The sequence below is a fragment of the Rhodosalinus sp. K401 genome (assembly GCF_041365735.1).
Taxonomy (GTDB): Bacteria; Pseudomonadota; Alphaproteobacteria; order Rhodobacterales; family Rhodobacteraceae; genus Rhodosalinus.
Genome location: NZ_JBGFSI010000010.1, coordinates 91,058 through 108,903 on the forward strand (window position 1 = coordinate 91,058; position 17,846 = coordinate 108,903).

The following is a 17,846-nucleotide window of genomic DNA, read 5'->3' on the forward strand; positions in this document are numbered from 1 at the left end:
CCGGGACCTAGCCCCCATTTCAGATCTCTCCCGCGGCGGCGTCCAGGGTCCGGGCAGCCGTCTCGATATCGGGGCCGAGCGGCCGGTCCGCGCCAAGCGGCGGGATGCGGTCGCGCAGCGCCGCGTGCAGCCGGGCCACGGGCGCGCCGAGGCCGCCGCCGCGCAGGTCGATGGCCTGCGCCGCGACGAGCGCCTCCGCCCCGGCGAGAAGCCGGAACGCGCGCATCTGGTCGCAGAGCTTGCGCGCCGCGAGCGGGGTGAGGCAGGCCATGTCCTCCACGCCCTCCGAAACCGGCGCGGGATCGAGGATCGCGGGCTGGGCGTGGCGCCGGATCTCTGCAAGGAGCGCCGCGGCGGTCTTCTGAAGCGGCACCATCCCCGCCGCGGCCCCGCCTTCCGGCGAGAGATCCCGCGGCAGGCCCGACAGGGCGGGCGACATCATCCGCTGCATGCGCTGCACCGCCCCCTGCCCCGCCATGGACATGGCGAGCGCCACCCCTTCCAGCGCGAGCGCGAGCGCCGGGGCGTGGAAGTTGGGCGTCGAGGCCATGGCGCCGTCGGACAGGACGACGGGGCTGTCGGGGGTGCCGGTGGCCTCGTCCTCCCAGACGGCCACGGCGCGGGCGAGCGCGTCTTCGGCCGCGCCGGTCACCGGCGCCGCCTGGCGGAAGCTCAGCGCCTCCTGGATGCGCCGCGGCGCGTGGGCCGTGCCCGCGAGCCGCTCGCTGAGCCAGGCCGCCGCCTCGGCCTGGCCCGGCGCGGGACGCCGCGCGTTCACCTCCGGGGCGAGGATGGCGCGGTTGGCGTCATGGCCCGCGTAAGACAGCAGAAGCGCGGCCTTCGCCGCGTCGAGCGCCGTGCGCGCCCGCCCGAGGGCATCGGCGGCAAGCGCGACCGAAAGCCCCGCATGGCTTGCGAGCGCGAGCCCGTCCCTGGGCCCGAGCTGCGGGGCGGCGAGCCCGGCCTCGGCGAAGGCGCGCGCCGCGGGCAGGATCTCGCCTGCGCGCCAGACCTCCCCCTCGCCGAGCACGCCCAGCGCCCAGACCGCGAGCTGCGTGAGGTCCGCCGCGCCGATCGAGCCGAACTCGGGCACGACAGGCGAAAGCCCGGCCTCGAGGAGGGCGCAAAGATGATCCGCCATCGGCGGCGACAGCGCCGCCGGCCCGTTCGCCGCCGAGACGAGCCGCGCGATCGCCACGGCCCGGCCGGTCGCCTCGGGCAGGGGCGCGCCCGCGGCCACGGCGCGGCCCAGGACGAAGCGGCGCTGGAAGGCAGGGATGTCCTCGGCCGGGATGCGCTCGGCGAGCTTGGCGCCGAGGCCGGTGTTCATGCCGTAGACGGGATCGGGGCCAGCCGCGCGGGCCTCCACGATGGCGAGCGCGGCCGACATCCTTTCCCGCGCCGCCGGAGACAGCCGGACGGGCCCGCCGCCCGCGACCAGGCCCGCGAAGGCGGCGAGCGTGACGCGCCCCTCTCCGATCGGCGCCGCCGTCATGCGAAGCGCAGCCGCTGGCCCACACCCATGGCGCGCGCCTTTTCCAGCATGGCGTGGCCCAGCGCGATGTCGGAGAGCGAGAGGCCCCGATGCCAGAAGAGGATCGTCTCGTCCGGCCTCTCCCGCCCGGGCTTCCGCCCGGCGACGATCTCGCCCAGTTCGGCGTGGAGGGTCTCCGCCGTGAGCTTGCCCTGGTCCACATGATCGCGGAGCGCGCCGAAGATGCCGTGGGCCTGCCCCCAGTCGTCCATCACCACCTTGTCCATGATGTCGGTGAGCGTGATCTCCACCGCCGACATGGTGCCGTAAGGCACGACGAGCGCGCCCTTTTTCACCCATTCGGTACGGAAAAGCGGCGTGGGCTCGGAGAGCCGGGAGGCCTCCACCACGATGTCGGCGCCCTCGAGGCAGCTCCGCCAGTCCTCGGTGACGGTGATCTTCCGTCCCAGATCGACCTCGAGCCGCGCCGCGAAGGCCTCGCGGCTTTCGGGGCGGCGGGAGTGGACGCGCACCTCCTCGAAATCGAAGAGATGGCAGAGAAGCCGGACGTTCCAGTAGGCGGTGCCCCGCGCGCCGACATGGCCGAGCACCCTGGGCTTCTCGGGCCCGAGATACTTCGCGCCGAGCGCGGTGACGGCCCCCGTGCGCATCTCGGTGATCCCGGTCGCGTCCACCAGCGCCTTGGGCGCGCCCATCCGCGGGTCGTAGAGCGTGAGAAGGCCGTATTCGCTGGGCCGGCCCGCCTTGTAGTTGTCGACGAAATCGCCCACCACCTTGACGCCCGCGCTGTCCACCTGCCCGCCGATCCAGCCGCGCAGCACGTTGAAATGCCCCTCGGCGCCCGCGCGCGGCCGGATATGGGTGCGGGGCTCGATCTCGGTGGCGCCTTCCCCCTGCATCCGCAGCCCCATCTCCACCGCCGCGAGGATCTCCTCGTCGGCGAGGCCGAGCGCCTCCACGTCGAAGCGGTTGAGATAGTCCATGTAGACGGGCGGGCTCATCGAGCGTCTCCTTTCAGCATGTCGCGGGTCGCGGGACAGTCCTCGCCCGCGTGGAAGGTCTCGAGCAGGGCGCGGAACGGCGCGGGATCCTCCGCCGCCATGGCGAAGAGCGTGGCCGAGGAGCGGAGCTTCAGCGCGTCCACCGCGCCCAGCACCTCTTCCGGCGCGCGGCCGGCGTTCGCCTGCATCGCCGCGGCCGCCTCCAGAAGCCGCGGGCCGAGCACGGGGTCGGCGAGATAGGCGCGCGCCTCGTCCAGGCCGGCGATCCCGAAGCGACGCGCGGTCTCCGACCGGCCGAGCCCGCGGAGTTGCGGGAAGACGAACCACATCCAGTGCGTCGCCTTGCGGCCCGCACGGAGCTCTTCCAGCGGCGCGGGCCAGATCCTGTCCTGCGCCTCGCGGAACCGCGCGAGGCTCATTTCAGGATGCCGGGCAGGTCGAGGCCGTGCTCCCGCGCGCAGTCCAGCGCCTCCTCGTAGCCCGCGTCCGCGTGGCGCATCACGCCCGTCGCCGGGTCGTTCCAGAGCACGCGCCCGATCCGGCGCGCGGCCTCTTCCGTGCCGTCGCAGCAGATCACCATGCCGGAATGCTGGGAAAAGCCCATGCCCACGCCGCCGCCGTGATGGAGGCTGACCCAGGTGGCGCCGCTCGCCGTGTTGAGAAGCGCGTTGAGAAGCGGCCAGTCAGACACGGCGTCCGAGCCGTCCCGCATCGCCTCGGTCTCGCGGTTGGGGCTCGCCACCGAGCCGCTGTCGAGATGATCGCGCCCGATCACGATGGGCGCCTTCAGCTCGCCGCGCGCGACCATCTCGTTGAAGGCGAGGCCGAGCTTGTGGCGCTGGCCGAGGCCCACCCAGCAGATCCGCGCGGGCAGGCCCTGGAAGGAGATGCGCTCCCGCGCCATGTCGAGCCAGTTGTGCAGGTGCGGGTCGTCGATCAGCTCCTTCACCTTGGCGTCGGTGCGGTAGATGTCCTCCGGGTCGCCCGAGAGAGCGCACCAGCGGAACGGCCCGACGCCCCGGCAGAAGAGCGGGCGGATGTAGGCCGGCACGAAGCCCGGGAAGGCGAAGGCGTTCTCCAGCCCCTCCTCCCGCGCCACCTGGCGGATGTTGTTGCCGTAATCCAGCGTCGGCACGCCGCGGTTCCAGAACGCCACCATGGCGGCGACGTGGTTGCGCATGGAGGCGCGCGCCGCGGCCTCCACCGCGGCAGGATCGGTCTCCTGTTTCGCGCGCCATTCCGCCACGCTCCATCCCTGGGGCAGGTAACCGTGCAGCGGGTCGTGCGCCGAGGTCTGGTCGGTCACGATGTCGGGGCGCACGTCCCGGCGCGCGAGCTCGGTGAAGACGTCGGCCGCATTGCCGATGAGCGCGACGGACTTCGCCTCCCCGGCCGCGGTCCAGCGCGCGATCATCGCGAGCGCCTCGTCCAGATCATGCGTCTTTTCGTCGACGTAGCGGGTGCGGAGCCGGAAATCGGCGCGGGCCTCGTCGCATTCCACTGCGAGGCAGCAGGCCCCGGCCATCACCGCGGCGAGCGGCTGCGCGCCGCCCATGCCCCCGAGCCCGCCGGTGAGGATCCAGCGGCCCGTCAGGTCGCCGCCGTAATGCTGGCGCCCGGCCTCGGCGAAGGTCTCGTAGGTGCCCTGCACGATGCCCTGCGTGCCGATGTAGATCCAGGAGCCCGCGGTCATCTGGCCATACATGGCGAGCCCCTTGCGATCGAGCTCGTTGAAATGCGCCCATGTCGCCCAGTGGGGCACGAGGTTCGAGTTGGCGATGAGCACGCGGGGCGCGTCCCGGTGCGTCGGGAAGACGCCCACCGGCTTGCCCGACTGCACCAGCAGCGTCTCGTCCTCGCCGAGCCGCTTCAGCGTGGCCACGATCGCGTCGAAATCCTCCCAGGTGCGGGCCGCACGGCCGATGCCGCCATAGACGACGAGCTCGTGCGGGTTCTCGGCCACGTCCGGGTGCAGGTTGTTCATCAGCATCCTGAGCGGCGCCTCGGTCTGCCAGCTCCTCGCGCGGATCTCGGGTCCGGTGTCGGGATAGATGTCGCGGATGTTGTGGCGGGGATCGGTCATCGGCAGTCTCCTGATCGGGCGTCGCCGCCCGGAAGGTTATCCACAGCTGTTCCAGCTTGAGGCGATTTCGCAGCCGAGGGCGGCAATTCGCTGGAAAAGGGAGAAAAAGATCGGAGCGATCGGCGCTTCCGTCCGGACCTGTCCACAGCGCCCCGCCTCATCTCAGCGCGGCTCCCGCCGCCAGCCGCTCGAGCGCCTCGAGCACGCGCGCCAGATGGCCGCGCAGCCGCCCCGCGCGATCGGCCCGCCAGGTCCAGGGCGGCGCCTCCTCCATGTAGGTGGACTGCGCGAGCTCCATCTGGATGGCGTGAACACCCGTCTCCGGGCGGCCGTAATGCCGGGTGGTCCAGCCGCCCTTGAAACGCCCGTTGACCACCGTGCTGTAGCCCGGCGCCGCGTCGCAGACCTCGCGCACGATCTCCTCCACCACCGTCGCGCAGCTCCGCCCGTCATCGGTGCCGATGTTGAAATCCGGCAGCACGCCCGCGAAGAGGAAGGGCGCCGTCGAACGGATGGAGTGGCAGTCGTAGAGAATCGCCACGCCGTGGCGCTCCCGCACCCGCGCGATCTCGGCCGCGAGCGCCTCGTGATAGGGCGCGTGGTAGGCGTCGCGCAGGCGCGCCACCTCCTCCGCGTCGGGCTCCGCGCCGTCCTGCCAGATCGGCGCCCCGTCGAAATCGGTGAGCGGGACGAGCCCGGTGGTGTTCTGCCCCGGGTAGAGGCTCGCCCCGTCGGGGGCGCGGTTCACGTCGATGGCGTAGCGGTGGATCGTGGTGCGCACCTTGCTCGCCATGGGCGCGAGCCCCGAGTAGAGCCGGTGCACGTGCCAGTCCGTATCGGCGAGCGCCCGGCCCCGGTCGTTGAGCCGCGCGGCCACCTCCGCGGGCAGGTCCGTTCCGGTGTGGGGCAGCCCCAGCACCAGCGGCCCGTCCCCTTGCACGACCTCGATCATCGGAAACCCTCCAGCCCCGCCGCCGCCACCAGCGCGCCCTCACGGACGAGCGCGGCGGCGGTCTCGATGTCGGGGGCCATGTAACGATCCTCGGCGAGCGGGGGCACGTCCTGCCGGAGCCGCGCGAGCACCTCGCGAAGCCGCGCCGAGCTGCGGAGCGGTGCGCGCGCCTCGATCCCCTGCGCGGCGCAGAGCGCCTCGACGCCTTGGATGACGGAGAGGTTCTGCACCATGCGAAAGAGCCGCCACGCGCCGTGGGCGGCCATGCTCACGTGATCCTCCTGGTTGGCGGAGGTGGGCGTCGAATCCGTCACGCAGGGGGTGGCGAGGTGCTTGTTCTCGCTCATCAGCGCGGCGGTGGTGACCTCCGCGATCATGAACCCCGAGTTCAGCCCCGGATCGGGCGTGAGGAAGGGCGGCAGGTCGAAGGACAGCGCCGGGTCCACCATGAGCGCCACGCGGCGCTGCGAGATGCTGCCGAGTTCGGCGAGGGCGAGCGCGATCTGGTCGGCGGCGAAGCCCACGGGTTCCGCGTGGAAGTTCCCGCCAGAGACGATGCGGCCCTCTTCCACCAGCACGAGCGGGTTGTCGGTGACCGCGTTGGCCTCGATCTCGAGCGTGCGCGCGGCCGTGTGCAGCACGTCGAGCGCCGCGCCCGCCACCTGCGGCTGGCAGCGGATGCAGTAGGGATCCTGCACGCGCGGGTCGCCCTCGCGGTGGCTCTCGCGGATCTCGCTGCCCTCCATCAGGCGGCGCATGGCGCAGGCCACGTCGATCTGGCCGACGTGCCCGCGCAGCCTGTGGATCTCCGCCACCAGCGGCGCCGTGGAGCCCATGATCGCATCGGTGGAAAGCGCCGCGATTACGGCGGAGTTTTCCACCGCGCGGAACGCGTCGAAGAGCGCGGCGAGGGCGCAGGCCGTGGAAAACTGCGTGCCGTTGATGAGGGCGAGCCCCTCCTTCGGGCCGAGCGCCACCGGCGCGAGACCCGCCGCCGCCAGCGCGTCCGCGCCCGCCATCTCGCGGCCCTGGTGCCAGGCGCGGCCCTCGCCGATCATCACGGCGGTCATGTGCGCAAGCGGCGCGAGATCGCCCGACGCGCCGACGGAGCCCTGGTGCGGCACCACCGGCGTGACGCCCCGCGCGAGCATCCCTTCAAGAAGCGCGCAGATCTCCCAGCGCACGCCCGATGCGCCCCGGCCGAGCGACATGAGCTTGAGCGCCATCATCAGACGCGCCAGCGCCTCGGGCATCGGCGCCCCCACGCCGGCGCAATGCGACAGGATCAGGTTGCGCTGAAGCTGCGCGGTGTCCCCGGCCGCGATCTTCCGGCTGGCGAGCTTGCCGAAGCCGGTGTTCACGCCGTAGACCGGCGCCTCTCCCGACGTGGCCCGGGCCACGAGCTCTGCCGCCGCCTCCACCGGCCCGCGCGCCGCCGGGTCGAGCCGCGGCGCCTCGCCCTCGCGCCAGAGCCGCTCCAGATCGGCCAGGGGCACGGCGCCGGGCGAAAGGATCATGTGCGCCCCCCCACGATCCGGCGGTGGAGCGGGTTGAACCCGATGCGATAGGCGAGTTCGGCCGGGCGCGCCACGTCCCAGACGCAGAGATCGGCCCGGAGGCCCGCCGCGATGCGCCCCCGATCGGCAAGGCCGAGCGCGCGGGCCGCGTGAACGGTGACGCCGCGCAACGCCTCCTCCGGCGTCATCCGGAAGAGCGTGCACCCCATGTTGAGCGCCAGAAGCAGCGAGGTGAGCGGCGAGGAGCCGGGATTGCAATCGGTGGCGAGCGCCATCGGCACGCGGTGGGAGCGGAAGGCGCCCAGAGGCGGAAGCCGGGTTTCGCCCAGCGTGTAGAAGGCCCCCGGCAGCAGCACCGCGACCGTGCCGGCGCGCGCCATCTCGGCGGCGTCCTCCCAGGTCGCGTATTCCAGGTGGTCGGCCGAAAGCGCGCCCCGCGACGCGGCGAGCCGCACCCCGCCCATCCAGGACAGCTGCTCGGCATGGAGCTTCACCGGCAGTCCCAGCTCGGCGGCGAGATCGAAGACGCGCGCGATCTGCGCCGTGTCAAAGGCGATGCTTTCGCAGAACCCGTCCACCGCGTCGGCGAGCCCCTCCTCCGCCGCCCGGCGCAGCGCGGGCAGGCAGACCTCGTCGATGTAGCTGTCGGCGCGGCCCGCCTGCTCGGGCGGGACGGCGTGCGCACCCAGAAAGCTCGTGCGCACGGTGACGTTTCGCGCCTCGCCCAGCCGGCGGGCCGCGCGCAGCATGCGCAGCTCGGTCTCCGCGTCGAGGCCATAGCCCGATTTCACCTCCACCGTGGTGACGCCCTCGGCGATGAGCGCGTCGAGACGGCGAAGCGCACCGGATACCAGCGCCTCCTCGTCCGCCTTGCGGGTCTCGGTGACGGTCGAGACGATGCCGCCACCGGCGCGGGCGATCTCCTCGTAGCTCGCGCCTTCGAGGCGCATCTCGAACTCCCCCGCGCGGTCGCCGCCGTGGACGAGATGCGTGTGGCAATCGATCAGGCCCGGCGTCACGAGACGCCCTTCCAGCCGCTCCGCCGGCCAGCCGTCGAAGGGCGAGGGCAACGCGTCGGCCGGCCCCGCCCAGGCGATGCGATCGCCTTCGACAGCCACCGCGGCCTTCGGCACCAGGCCGTAGGGCGCGGACGCGTTCATCGTCGCGAGGACGGCATCGGTGAGGACGTAGGCGGACATTGAACCCTCGTGAAATCGGGTTTATCGATTTTATGTCTGCACATATTAACCCCGTCAAGAGGCCCCGATGACGATCATCCACGCAGCGCAGGCGCTCCTGCCCGAGGGCTGGGCCAGCGAGATCCGCGTCGCCATCGCACCCGACGGGCGGCTCGCCGAAGCGCCGGCCGGCGCCGCGCCCGATCACCGCACGGGGCTCTTGCTGCCCGCGCCGGGCAACCTGCATTCCCACGCCTTCCAGCGCGCGATGGCCGGCCTGGCCGAGCGGCGCGGCGGCTCGGGGCAGGACAGTTTCTGGACCTGGCGGCAGCTGATGTACCGCTTTCTCGAAGCGCTCGGCCCCGACGAGGTGGAAGCCATCGCTGCGCAGGTGCAGATGGAGATGCTGGAGGCGGGTTTCGCCGCCGTGGGCGAGTTTCATTACCTGCACCATCAGCCGGGAGGCGCCCCCTACCCCCGACTCTCGGAACTCTCCGACCGGATCGTCGCCGCGGCTGCGGAAACCGGGATCGGCCTCACACTTCTGCCGGTGCTCTACAGCCAGGGCGGCTGCGACGGGCGTCCCCTAGGGGACGGGCAGCGCCGCTTCGGCAACGACACCGACCGCTTCTCCCGGCTGGTGGAGGGCGCGGCCGGGGCCATGACGACGCTGGGGCCGGATGCCGTGCTTGGCCTTGCCCCGCATTCGCTCCGCGCCGTCTCTCAGGACGCGCTGGCGCAGATCGCCGAAGTGGGGCTGGGGCCCCTGCACATGCACCTCGCCGAGCAGGAGGGCGAGGTGAGCGAGGCCATGTCGGCGCTCGGGGCGCGGCCCGTCGAGTGGCTTCTGGACAACGCGGAGGTGGATGCGCGGTGGTGCCTGATCCACTGCACCCAGATGCGCCCGCACGAAACCGCCAGGTTGGCGCGCACCGGCGCCGTCGCGGGGCTCTGTCCCGTGACGGAGGCCAATCTCGGCGACGGCATCTTCGACGGGGCGGGCTGGCGCGCCGCGGGGGGCCGGTTTGGCGTCGGCTCCGATTCCAACCTGCGGATCTCGCTCTCGGGAGAGCTTTCGGCGCTCGAATATTCCCAGCGGTTGCGGGATCGCGCCCGCGCCGTGCTGGCCGATCCCGGCCAGTCCACGGGTCGCCAGCTTCTGGAGGCCGCCGCGACCGGCGCCGCGCAGGCGCTCGGGCGGGGGCGCGGCGCGATCGCGCCCGGCGAATGGGCCGACCTCGTGGCGCTCGACACCGAGGCCACCGCCCTCGTTGGACGGAACGGCGACACCGCGCTCGACACATGGATCTTCGCCGCCGGCGACGGGCTGGTGCGCGACGTCTGGTCGGCAGGCCGCCACGTGGTCCGCGACGGCGCCCACGTGGCGCGGAGCCGGATCGAGGCGCGGTTCCGCGAGGCGATGGTCCGGCTCGGGGATGCGCTATGACGACCGGGCGGCGCCCGGCATGGCGCGCGGTGCACGACGAGGCCCTGCGCCGCATCCAGACCCGGGAGTGGCAGCCCGGAGAGCTGATCCCGAGCGAGGTGGCGCTCGCGCGCGAGTTGGGCCATGCCCGCGCCACGGTGAACCGCGCACTCCGCGCGCTGGCCGAGCAGGGGCTGCTGGAGCGGCGCCGCCGCGCCGGCACACGCGTTGCCGAGGCGCCGCAGCGCCGGGCCCTTCTGTCGGTTCCGATCGTCCGCGAGGAGGTCGAGGAACGCGGCGCGCGCTACGCCCACGCGCTGATCGCGCGCGGGGCCGCGCCCGTGCCCGAGGCTCCACGCCTCGCGCTGGGGCTCGCCCCCGGCGCCCGCGCCGAGCGGGTTCGCGCGCTCCACCTCGCCGACGGGCGGCCCTACGCCTGGGAGGACCGCTGGGTGAACCTCGCCGCCGCGCCGGACTTCGCCGCCGCGCCGCTCGACGAGATCAGCGCGAACGAGTGGCTGGTGCGCCACGCGCCGTTCGATCGCGGCACGCTCGACTACGCCGCCGAGCCCGCCAGCGCCGATGCCGCCGCTCATCTGGGCTGCGCGCCCGGAACGCCCGTGATGGTGCTGGAGCGCGCCACCCAGGGTCCGGACGCGCCAGTCACCTGGGTGCGGCTGGCCTACGCGCCAGGCTACCGGCTGCGCATGAAGATCTGAGCCGGGCGCCTCAAAACGGGTGCTCGCGCCCGTCCCAGGTCAGGAAACGTCCGGTCGTGGCGACGCTCAATTCGCCGAATCTCTCGATCAGGCCGCGGGCGGCGTCCTCGACACCGATCTCGGCCCTCGCGCCGCCCATGTCGGTGCGCACCCAGCCGGGGTGGTAGATGCCCACCGCGATCCCGAGCGGCGCGAGATCCGTGGCCAGGTTGCGCCCCAGGTTCACCGCCGCGGCCTTCGAGGCGCGGTAGATGTAGCTGCCGCCCGGCGCGCGCGTGGAACTGCCCATCTGGCTGGAGATCACGGCGATCCGCGGCGCGTCAGAGATCTGGAGATTGGGCAGGAGCGCCTGGGCGGTGAGGAACACGCCCGTCACGTTCACCGCGAAGGTCTCGGCCCACATCTCGGCCGGGTAGCCGTCGGCGAGGCTCTCGCCCTTGTCGGGGTAGATGCCCGCGTTGCAGACCAGAAGGTCCACCGGCACCGAGTCCAGCCGTGCCGCGAGGGCGCCGACACTCTCGGGATCGCGCACGTCGAGAGGCAGGAACCCGTCGCCCGCGCGCGCGGTGCCAGAGACGGTCCAGCCCGCCGCCCGGAGCCCCGCGTCGAGGGCCGCGCCGATGCCGCGGTTGGCCCCGGTGATCACGGCGTGAGGCGGGCGAGCCATCTCAGTTCGACTTGCGCGTGGGCAGGAAGGGGAGCGGCGCCACGGGCACCCCGTCCTCGACGAGCTTGCGCGCCTCGGCGGGCCGCGCCTGCCCCCGGATCGCGCGTTCCGGCGCATCGCCCGCGTGAATCGCGCGCGCCTCCCGCACGAAGTTCTCTCCCACGTCCTCCGAGTTCGCCTCGACGAAGGCGCGGAGGCGGCGCAGCGCGGGCTCGGCCGGGTGCGCGGGCGCACTCAGCGCGGGCGCAGGGCGCGCGCGTCGCGTCGTTTTGCCGACGCGGGGCGACATCACGTCCTTCTGCACCTTCGTCGATCCGCAGACCGAGCAGCAGACCATGCCCGCGGCCTCGAGCTTGTCGAAGGCGACGGCGGACTGGAACCAGCTGTCGAAGCTGTGATCGTTCGCGCATTTCAGAGTGTAATGGATCATCGCTGCAACTCGCGGAACAGGTCCGGGCAGTAGATAAGGACGCCGTCGCGGCGATCAACTCTCCTTGTCCGCCGGGGGCAGCATGTGCTGCACCGCGGCCACCACCGCCTCGGCGTCCGCGCCGTGCCCCAGCGCCTGCGCCCCCGCCTGCCCGAGCGCCGTCTGCGCGTCCGGCGCGGCAAGGTCCGAAAGCGCCCCGGCCAGCTCCCCGGCGCCGGAGACCCGCCGGCTCGCCCCCGCCTCCGCGATGCGGCCATAGGCGGGCGCGAAATTCTCCAGGTGCGGTCCGTGAAGCAGGGCGCAGCCGAAGGCCGCGGGTTCGTAGGGCGTGTGCCCGCCTTTCGGCACGAGCGATCCGCCGACGAAAACGGTCCCGGCCAGTGCGTACCACAGGTGCATCTCGCCCATCGTGTCGGCAAGCAGCACCTCGGCGCCCGTGACCTCGCCGCGACTGCGCCGGTCGAAGTCGATCCCGGCTTGCGCAAGCAGGGCCGCCACCGCGTCGCCGCGCGCGGGATGGCGGGGCGCGAGGATCAGCCGCAGACCGGGGCGCGCCGCGCGGGCCGCGAGATGGGCGGCGATCACGATGTCCTCCTCGCCTTCGTGGGTGGAGGCCGCAAGCCACGTCCCGGCGCGCGGAAAGGCGGCTTGCAACGCCCCGTCCGCTTCGCCCGGCGGCGGGGTGTAGAGCGCCTTGAGATCCAGCACGGGCCCGGCGGCCGCCTCCGGCAGGCCGAGCGCGCGCAGCCGCTCGAGCGAGCGGGCGTCCTGCGCCGACAGGAAGGAGATATGCCCCAGGACGCGGGGCGCGAGACCCGGAAGGCGCGCCCAGCCCCGCGCCGTCCGCGCGCTCATCCGCGCGCCGAGCACCGCCACGGGCACGCCCGCCGCGCCGCAGGCCGCAAGGCGGTTCGGCCAGAACTCGGACTCCACGACGATGTGCAGCCGCACGTCCCACCGCCGCAGCAGGCGCCGCGCCGCCCCGCGCAGATCGAGGGGCGCGCACTCCGCGGCCACGCCCCAGCCCCGTGCGAGATCGCGGCCCGTCACGCTGTTGGCCGTCACGAACCAGCGAAGATCGGGCCGCGCCCTCCGCAGCCGCGCGACGAGCGGCGCGACCGACGCAAGTTCCCCGTTCGACGCGGCGTGCAGCCAGACCGTGGGCCGCCGGTCGCCGGCCGCGGGCGCGACCCCGAGCCGCGCGCGGAGCGCGGCCAGGTCCTCGCGCCCGCGCAGCGTCCGCACTGCGAAAAGCGCGGCGAGCGGGAACGCCGCGACGGCGAAGATCACGCGGTAGAGCCACATGGCCACGTCCCGTAGTCCCCCGCCCCGGGCCACACAAGCCCGGAGGGTTTCGCTTGCGCCCGCCCGCGCGACTGCCTACACCGCCCGGCGACCTCGACACCGGGTGATGGCCCCATGTCCGTTCTGGTGATGAAATTCGGCGGCACCTCCGTCGCCACGCTCGACCGTATCCGCCGCGCGGCCAAGCGCGTGGGCGTCGAGGTGGCCAAGGGGCACGACGTCATCGTGATCGTCTCGGCCATGGCCGGACGCACCAACGAGCTTGTCGGCTGGGTGAACGAGACCTCGCCGCTCTACGACGCGCGCGAATACGACGCGGTGGTGAGTTCCGGCGAGAACGTGACCGCGGGGCTGATGGCGCTCACGCTCCAGGAGATGGAGATCCCGGCGCGCAGCTGGCAGGGCTGGCAGGTGCCGGTTCTGACCACCTCCGCCCACGGCGCCGCGCGGATCGAGGATATCCCGAGCGGGAACATCTCGCGCCGGTTCGCGCAGGGCATGAAGGTGGCCGTCGTCGCCGGCTTCCAGGGCGTCAGCCCCGAGGGACGCATCACGACGCTGGGCCGGGGCGGAAGCGACACGACCGCGGTGGCCTTCGCCGCCGCCTTCGACGCGGTGCGCTGCGACATCTACACCGACGTGGACGGGGTCTATACCACCGACCCCCGGATCTCGGAGAAGGCGCGCAAGCTCGACCGCATCGCCTTCGAGGAGATGCTGGAACTCGCCTCGCTCGGCGCGAAGGTGCTCCAGACCCGCTCGGTCGAGCTCGCGATGCGCTACAAGGTGAAGCTGCGCGTGCTCTCGAGCTTCGGCGAGCAGTCGGACGAGGCGGGCACGCTGGTGTGCGACGAGGAGGACATCATGGAACAGAACGTGGTCTCGGGCGTCGCCTATTCCCGCGACGAGGCGCAGTTGACGCTGGTCTCGGTCGCCGACCGCCCCGGCATCGCGGCGGCGATCTTCGGCCCGCTTTCCGAGGCGGGCGTGAACGTGGACATGATCGTGCAGAACATCTCCGAGGAGGGGCGCACCGACATGACCTTCTCGCTGCCCACCGAGCAGGTGCTGCGCGCGGAACAGGCGATGATGGCCGCGAAGGAGCGGGGCGAGATCAACTTCCACGACCTCATCGCGAACCAGGCGGTCGCGAAGATCTCCGTCGTCGGGATCGGGATGCGCAGCCAGTCCGGCGTGGCGGCGAAGATGTTCAAGGTGCTGGCCGACGAGGGGATCAACATAAAGGTCATCACCACCTCCGAGATCAAGATCTCCGTGCTGATCGACCGGAAATACACCGAACTCGCCGTGCAGGCGCTGCATGACGCCTTCGAACTCGGGCAGCCGCGCTGATCCCGGGGTCGTCCGGCCGTTCCGCCGCGCCGCGGCACGCGAAGGAAGACGTTTCTTTCCGACCGCGGGTTGTGCTCTAAAGGCGTCCGGACGATGACCGACCGGGGCGAGGAGCGACAGCCAGGCATGCCCGATCGAGGCGAGAGCGAAAGCCGGAAGCTTCTGCGCCGGTTGCGCGAGGCGATGGCCGGCGAGAGCGCGGGCCAGGAACGGCTCGACAGGATCACCACGCTGATCGCCGAATCGATGGGCACCGAGGTCTGCTCCATCTACCTCTTCCGCGACCGCGAGACGCTGGAGCTTTGCGCGACCGAGGGGCTGAAGCCCGAGGCGGTGCACCAGACCCGGCTGCGGCTCGGCGAGGGCCTCGTGGGCCGGGTCGGCCGCTCGGGCCGGATCATCAACACGGAGAACGCCCCCGCCCTGCCGGGCTTCCGCTACATGCCGGAAACGGGCGAAGAGGCCTACACCTCCTTCCTCGGCGTGCCGATCCAGCGGCTGGGCGAGACGCTGGGCGTGCTGGTCGTTCAGTCGCGCGAGCCGCGCGGCTTCACCGCCGACGAGGTCTACGCGCTCGAGGTCGTGGCCATGGTCCTGGCCGAGATGGCGGAGCTCGGCGCCTTCGTGGGCGAAGGCGCGGCGATGACCGCGCGCCACCAGCAGCCGGTCACGCTGCGGGGCACGATCGGACAGGAAGGCGTCGCGATGGGTCACGTGTGGCTGCACGAACCGCGCGTGGTCGTCGCCAACCCCATCGCCGACGATCCCGACCGGGAGGCGGAGCGCCTGCGCGAGGCGGTGGACCGCCTGCGCGTGGGGGTGGACCGGATGCTGGACGGCGCGGCGGGCGGTGACGCCGAGCAGCTTCAGGTGCTCGAGGCCTACCGCATGTTCGCCAACTCGCCCGGCTGGTTGCGGCGGATGGAAGAAAGCGTGGCCAGCGGCCTGTCCGCCGAGGCCGCGGTCGAGAAGGAACAGTCCTCCGCACGGGCGCGCCTCACGCAGGTGAGCGACCATTATCTCCGCGACCGGCTGCACGATCTCGACGACCTGTCGAACCGCCTGCTGCGGCTGCTCACCGGCCAGGGCAAGGAGACCGGGGCGCAGATGCCGGCCGACCCGATCCTGATCGCGCGCAATATCGGGCCCGCGGAGCTTCTGGACTACGGCCGCGCGCTCAGGGGCGTGGTGCTGGAGGAAGGCTCGGTGGGCAGCCACGCCGCCATCGTCGCGCGCGCGCTCGCCATCCCGCTGGTGATCCACGCCGAGCGGATCACCACGGAGGCGCTCAACGGCGATCCGATCGCCGTGGACGGCGAGCAGGGCATCGTGCACCTGCGCCCCGACGACAGCATCGCCGCCGCCTTCCGCGACAAGATCGCGATGCAGGCGGAGGCGCAGGAACGCTACGCCTCGATCCGCGACAAGCCCGCCGAGACGCTTTGCGGCACCACGATCGGGATGCACATGAACGCGGGGCTCATGGCCGACCTGCCCTCGCTCGCGGGGTCGGGCGCCGAGGGCGTGGGGCTTTTCCGGACCGAGCTGCAGTTCCTTCTGCGCAACAAGATGCCGCGCCGGTCGGAGCTCTCGGCGCTTTACGCCCGGATCATGCAGGCGGCGCATGGCAAGCGCGTGGTGTTCCGCACGCTCGACATCGGCTCGGACAAGGTCCTGCCCTACATGACGGCCGTGGACGAACCGAACCCGGCGCTCGGCTGGCGCGCGATCCGCGTGGGCCTCGACAAGCCGGGCGTGCTGCGGATGCAGCTTCAGGCGCTGGTGCGGGCCGCCAATGGCGGGCCGCTTTCGGTGATGTTCCCCTTCATCGCGCAATACGAGGAATATGTCGCGGCGCGCGCCGAGATGGACAAGGCGCTGGAGCGCGAGCGCATCCTGGGGCACCCCCTGCCCTCCTCGCTGGACGTGGGGGCGATGCTCGAGACCCCGAGCCTCGCCTTCGCGCCGCGGCGTTTCTTCGAGGAGGTGGAGTTCCTCTCGATCGGCGGCAACGACCTCAAGCAGTTCTTCTTCGCCGCCGACCGTGAGAACGAGCTGGTGCGGCGGCGCTACGACACGCTGAACGTGAGCTTCCTGACCTTCATCGAGCAGATCGTGCGGCGCTGCGAGGAGACGGGCACGCCGCTTTCCTTCTGCGGCGAGGACGCGGGCCGCCCGGTGGAGGCGCTTTGCCTCGCGGCGATGGGCATCCGGCTCCTGTCCATGCGCCCGGCCTCCATCGGGCCGGTCAAGCACCTCTTGCGCCGCGCGCACCTGGGAGAGGTGCGCACGGTGATCGAGGGGGCACGCGCGCGCGGCGAGCAGTCGGTCCGCGCGGCCGTCATGGAGTATCTGAAACGCTGACGGGAACCCGGGATCAGCGGCGCGCGGCGAAGAAATCGCGCAGGAGCGCCGCGGCCTCCTCCTCGGCGATGCCGGGATAGATCTCCGGCACGTGATGCGCCTGCGGGTGGGTGAAGACGCGCGCCCCATGCGCCACGCCCCCGGACTTCGGGTCAGACGCGCCGTAATAGAGCCGCGCGATACGCGAGAAGGCGATGGCCTGCGCGCACATCGCGCAGGGCTCCAGCGTGACGTAGAGCGCATGGCCCGGCAGCCGTTCGGATTCCGCCGCCGCGCAGGCCGCGCGGAGCGCGAGGATCTCGGCATGGGCGGTCGGATCGCTGAGTTCGCGGGTCCGGTTGCCGGCACGCGCCACCTCCCGGCCCGCCGGGTCCACGACGACGGCGCCCACCGGCACCTCGCCCCGGGCCGCCGCCGCGCGCGCCTCGGCCAGCGCGGTCTCCATGTGCGAACGGAAGGTCATGGCGCCTGATGCCGCCCGCGCGACGCTTGCGCAAGGGTCGCGCGGGGCCTATGCGCGGGGCATGAGCGAGAAGACCCCCGAGGGCGAGCGCATCGCCAAGGTTCTGGCGCGGGCCGGCGTGGCGAGCCGGCGCGAGGCCGAGCGCATGATCGAGGCGGGCCGCGTGGCGGTGAACGGCCGCCGCGTGGAGCGCGCGGCGCTCAACGTCACGCCCGCCGACCGGATCACCGTGGACGGCCGGCCCGTCGGGGCGCCCGAGCCGCCGAGGCTATGGCTTTACCACAAGCCCACCGGTCTGGTGACGACGACCCGCGACGAGCAGGGCCGTCCCACGATCTTCGACGCGCTGCCCGAGGACATGCCCCGCGTCATGAGCATCGGACGGCTCGACCTGACCTCGGAAGGGCTTCTGCTGCTGACCAACGACGGCGCGATCAAGCGCCGGCTCGAGCTGCCCTCGACGGGCTGGACGCGCAAGTACCGGGTCCGCGTGAAGGGCACGCCCGCCGACGAGACGTTCGAGCCGCTGCGGCGCGGCCTGAGCGTGGACGGCGAGCGCTTTCAGCCGATGACCGTCACGCTCGACCGCCAGCAGGGCGCGAACGCGTGGCTGACCGTGGCGATCAAGGAGGGGAGGAACCGCGAGATCCGCCGCGCGATGACGGCCGTGGGCCTGACGGTGAACCGCCTGATCCGCATCTCCTACGGGCCCTTTCAGCTGGGCACGCTGAAGCCGGGCGCGGTGGAGGAGGTGCGCCAGCGCGTCCTGCGCGACCAGCTTGGGCTGGGCGAGACGAAAAGCGCGGCCCAGGGCAAGCCGAAGCTGCGCCGCCATCGCCGGAGCTGAACCGCCGTCACGAGGACGTTACACGCGTCTGCGCAAGCCCGGAAGG

16 protein-coding genes are annotated in these 17,846 nt (G+C 72.5%); 5 read left to right on the forward strand and 11 right to left on the reverse strand.

Annotation, left to right across the window (positions count from 1 at the left end; all coding sequences use genetic code 11):
* Window positions 1-19 precede the first annotated feature (19 nt).
* From AB6A66_RS12270 to hutI, 7 genes are all read right to left on the reverse strand, one after another.
* Window positions 20-1,495, reverse strand: coding sequence for an aromatic amino acid lyase (locus AB6A66_RS12270; RefSeq protein ID WP_371056120.1), 1,476 nt, complete (start codon window positions 1,493-1,495; stop codon window positions 20-22).
* Window positions 1,492-2,496 (reverse strand): ornithine cyclodeaminase family protein, encoded by a 1,005-nt coding sequence (locus AB6A66_RS12275; RefSeq protein WP_371056121.1) that lies wholly within the window; start codon window positions 2,494-2,496, stop codon window positions 1,492-1,494. The genes AB6A66_RS12270 and AB6A66_RS12275 overlap by 4 nt, the downstream gene beginning before the upstream one ends.
* On the reverse strand, window positions 2,493-2,915 hold the full coding sequence (locus tag AB6A66_RS12280; RefSeq protein ID WP_371056122.1) for a DUF1810 domain-containing protein: 423 nt from the start codon (window positions 2,913-2,915) through the stop codon (window positions 2,493-2,495). Before AB6A66_RS12280 ends, AB6A66_RS12275 begins: the two co-directional genes overlap by 4 nt.
* A complete protein-coding gene (gene hutU / locus AB6A66_RS12285; RefSeq protein ID WP_371056123.1) occupies window positions 2,912-4,579 on the reverse strand; it encodes a urocanate hydratase in 1,668 nt (555 codons plus the stop codon). The genes AB6A66_RS12280 and hutU overlap by 4 nt, the downstream gene beginning before the upstream one ends.
* A gap of 157 nt (window positions 4,580-4,736) precedes the next feature.
* Window positions 4,737-5,531: an N-formylglutamate deformylase gene (gene hutG / locus AB6A66_RS12290; RefSeq protein WP_371056124.1), complete on the reverse strand. Its 795-nt coding sequence runs from the start codon at window positions 5,529-5,531 to the stop codon at window positions 4,737-4,739.
* Window positions 5,528-7,048, reverse strand: coding sequence for a histidine ammonia-lyase (gene hutH, locus AB6A66_RS12295; RefSeq protein ID WP_371056125.1), 1,521 nt, complete (start codon window positions 7,046-7,048; stop codon window positions 5,528-5,530). Before hutH ends, hutG begins: the two co-directional genes overlap by 4 nt.
* Window positions 7,045-8,247: an imidazolonepropionase gene (gene hutI / locus AB6A66_RS12300; RefSeq protein WP_371056126.1), complete on the reverse strand. Its 1,203-nt coding sequence runs from the start codon at window positions 8,245-8,247 to the stop codon at window positions 7,045-7,047. Before hutI ends, hutH begins: the two co-directional genes overlap by 4 nt.
* Before the next feature lie 67 nt (window positions 8,248-8,314).
* On the opposite strand from hutI, the gene AB6A66_RS12305 reads away from it, so the two are divergent.
* On the forward strand, window positions 8,315-9,673 hold the full coding sequence (locus AB6A66_RS12305) for a formimidoylglutamate deiminase (RefSeq protein ID WP_371056127.1): 1,359 nt from the start codon (window positions 8,315-8,317) through the stop codon (window positions 9,671-9,673).
* Window positions 9,670-10,371, forward strand: a complete 702-nt coding sequence (locus AB6A66_RS12310) for a GntR family transcriptional regulator (protein WP_371056128.1) — start codon at window positions 9,670-9,672, stop codon at window positions 10,369-10,371. The genes AB6A66_RS12305 and AB6A66_RS12310 overlap by 4 nt, the downstream gene beginning before the upstream one ends.
* Before the next feature lie 10 nt (window positions 10,372-10,381).
* On the opposite strand, the gene AB6A66_RS12315 is transcribed toward AB6A66_RS12310, so the two are convergent.
* The 3 genes from AB6A66_RS12315 to AB6A66_RS12325 are packed head-to-tail and all read right to left on the reverse strand — an operon-like array spanning window position 10,382 to window position 12,773.
* On the reverse strand, window positions 10,382-11,038 hold the full coding sequence (locus AB6A66_RS12315; protein ID WP_371056129.1) for an SDR family NAD(P)-dependent oxidoreductase: 657 nt from the start codon (window positions 11,036-11,038) through the stop codon (window positions 10,382-10,384).
* 1 nt (window position 11,039) lies between these two features.
* Window positions 11,040-11,468, reverse strand: a complete 429-nt coding sequence (locus tag AB6A66_RS12320; protein WP_371056130.1) for a DUF1178 family protein — start codon at window positions 11,466-11,468, stop codon at window positions 11,040-11,042.
* Between the two features lie 54 nt (window positions 11,469-11,522).
* On the reverse strand, window positions 11,523-12,773 hold the full coding sequence (locus AB6A66_RS12325; RefSeq protein ID WP_371056131.1) for a 3-deoxy-D-manno-octulosonic acid transferase: 1,251 nt from the start codon (window positions 12,771-12,773) through the stop codon (window positions 11,523-11,525).
* Between the two features lie 114 nt (window positions 12,774-12,887).
* Between AB6A66_RS12325 and AB6A66_RS12330 the strand changes: the two genes are divergently transcribed.
* Complete coding sequence (locus AB6A66_RS12330) at window positions 12,888-14,126, forward strand: aspartate kinase (protein ID WP_371036957.1); 1,239 nt, start codon at window positions 12,888-12,890, stop codon at window positions 14,124-14,126.
* A 126-nt stretch (window positions 14,127-14,252) separates the two neighbouring features.
* The gene (ptsP, locus tag AB6A66_RS12335; protein WP_371056132.1) at window positions 14,253-16,490 is read left to right on the forward strand and encodes a phosphoenolpyruvate--protein phosphotransferase; all 2,238 of its coding nucleotides are present in this window, start codon (window positions 14,253-14,255) and stop codon (window positions 16,488-16,490) included.
* 13 nt (window positions 16,491-16,503) lie between these two features.
* Here ptsP and AB6A66_RS12340 read toward each other — a convergent pair whose 3' ends face one another.
* A complete protein-coding gene (locus AB6A66_RS12340; protein ID WP_371056133.1) occupies window positions 16,504-16,953 on the reverse strand; it encodes a nucleoside deaminase in 450 nt (149 codons plus the stop codon).
* Window positions 16,954-17,014: 61 nt separating this feature from the next.
* Here AB6A66_RS12340 and AB6A66_RS12345 point away from each other — a divergent pair, with 61 nt between their 5' ends.
* Complete coding sequence (locus AB6A66_RS12345) at window positions 17,015-17,800, forward strand: pseudouridine synthase (RefSeq protein ID WP_371036960.1); 786 nt, start codon at window positions 17,015-17,017, stop codon at window positions 17,798-17,800.
* Window positions 17,801-17,846: the final 46 nt, after the last annotated feature.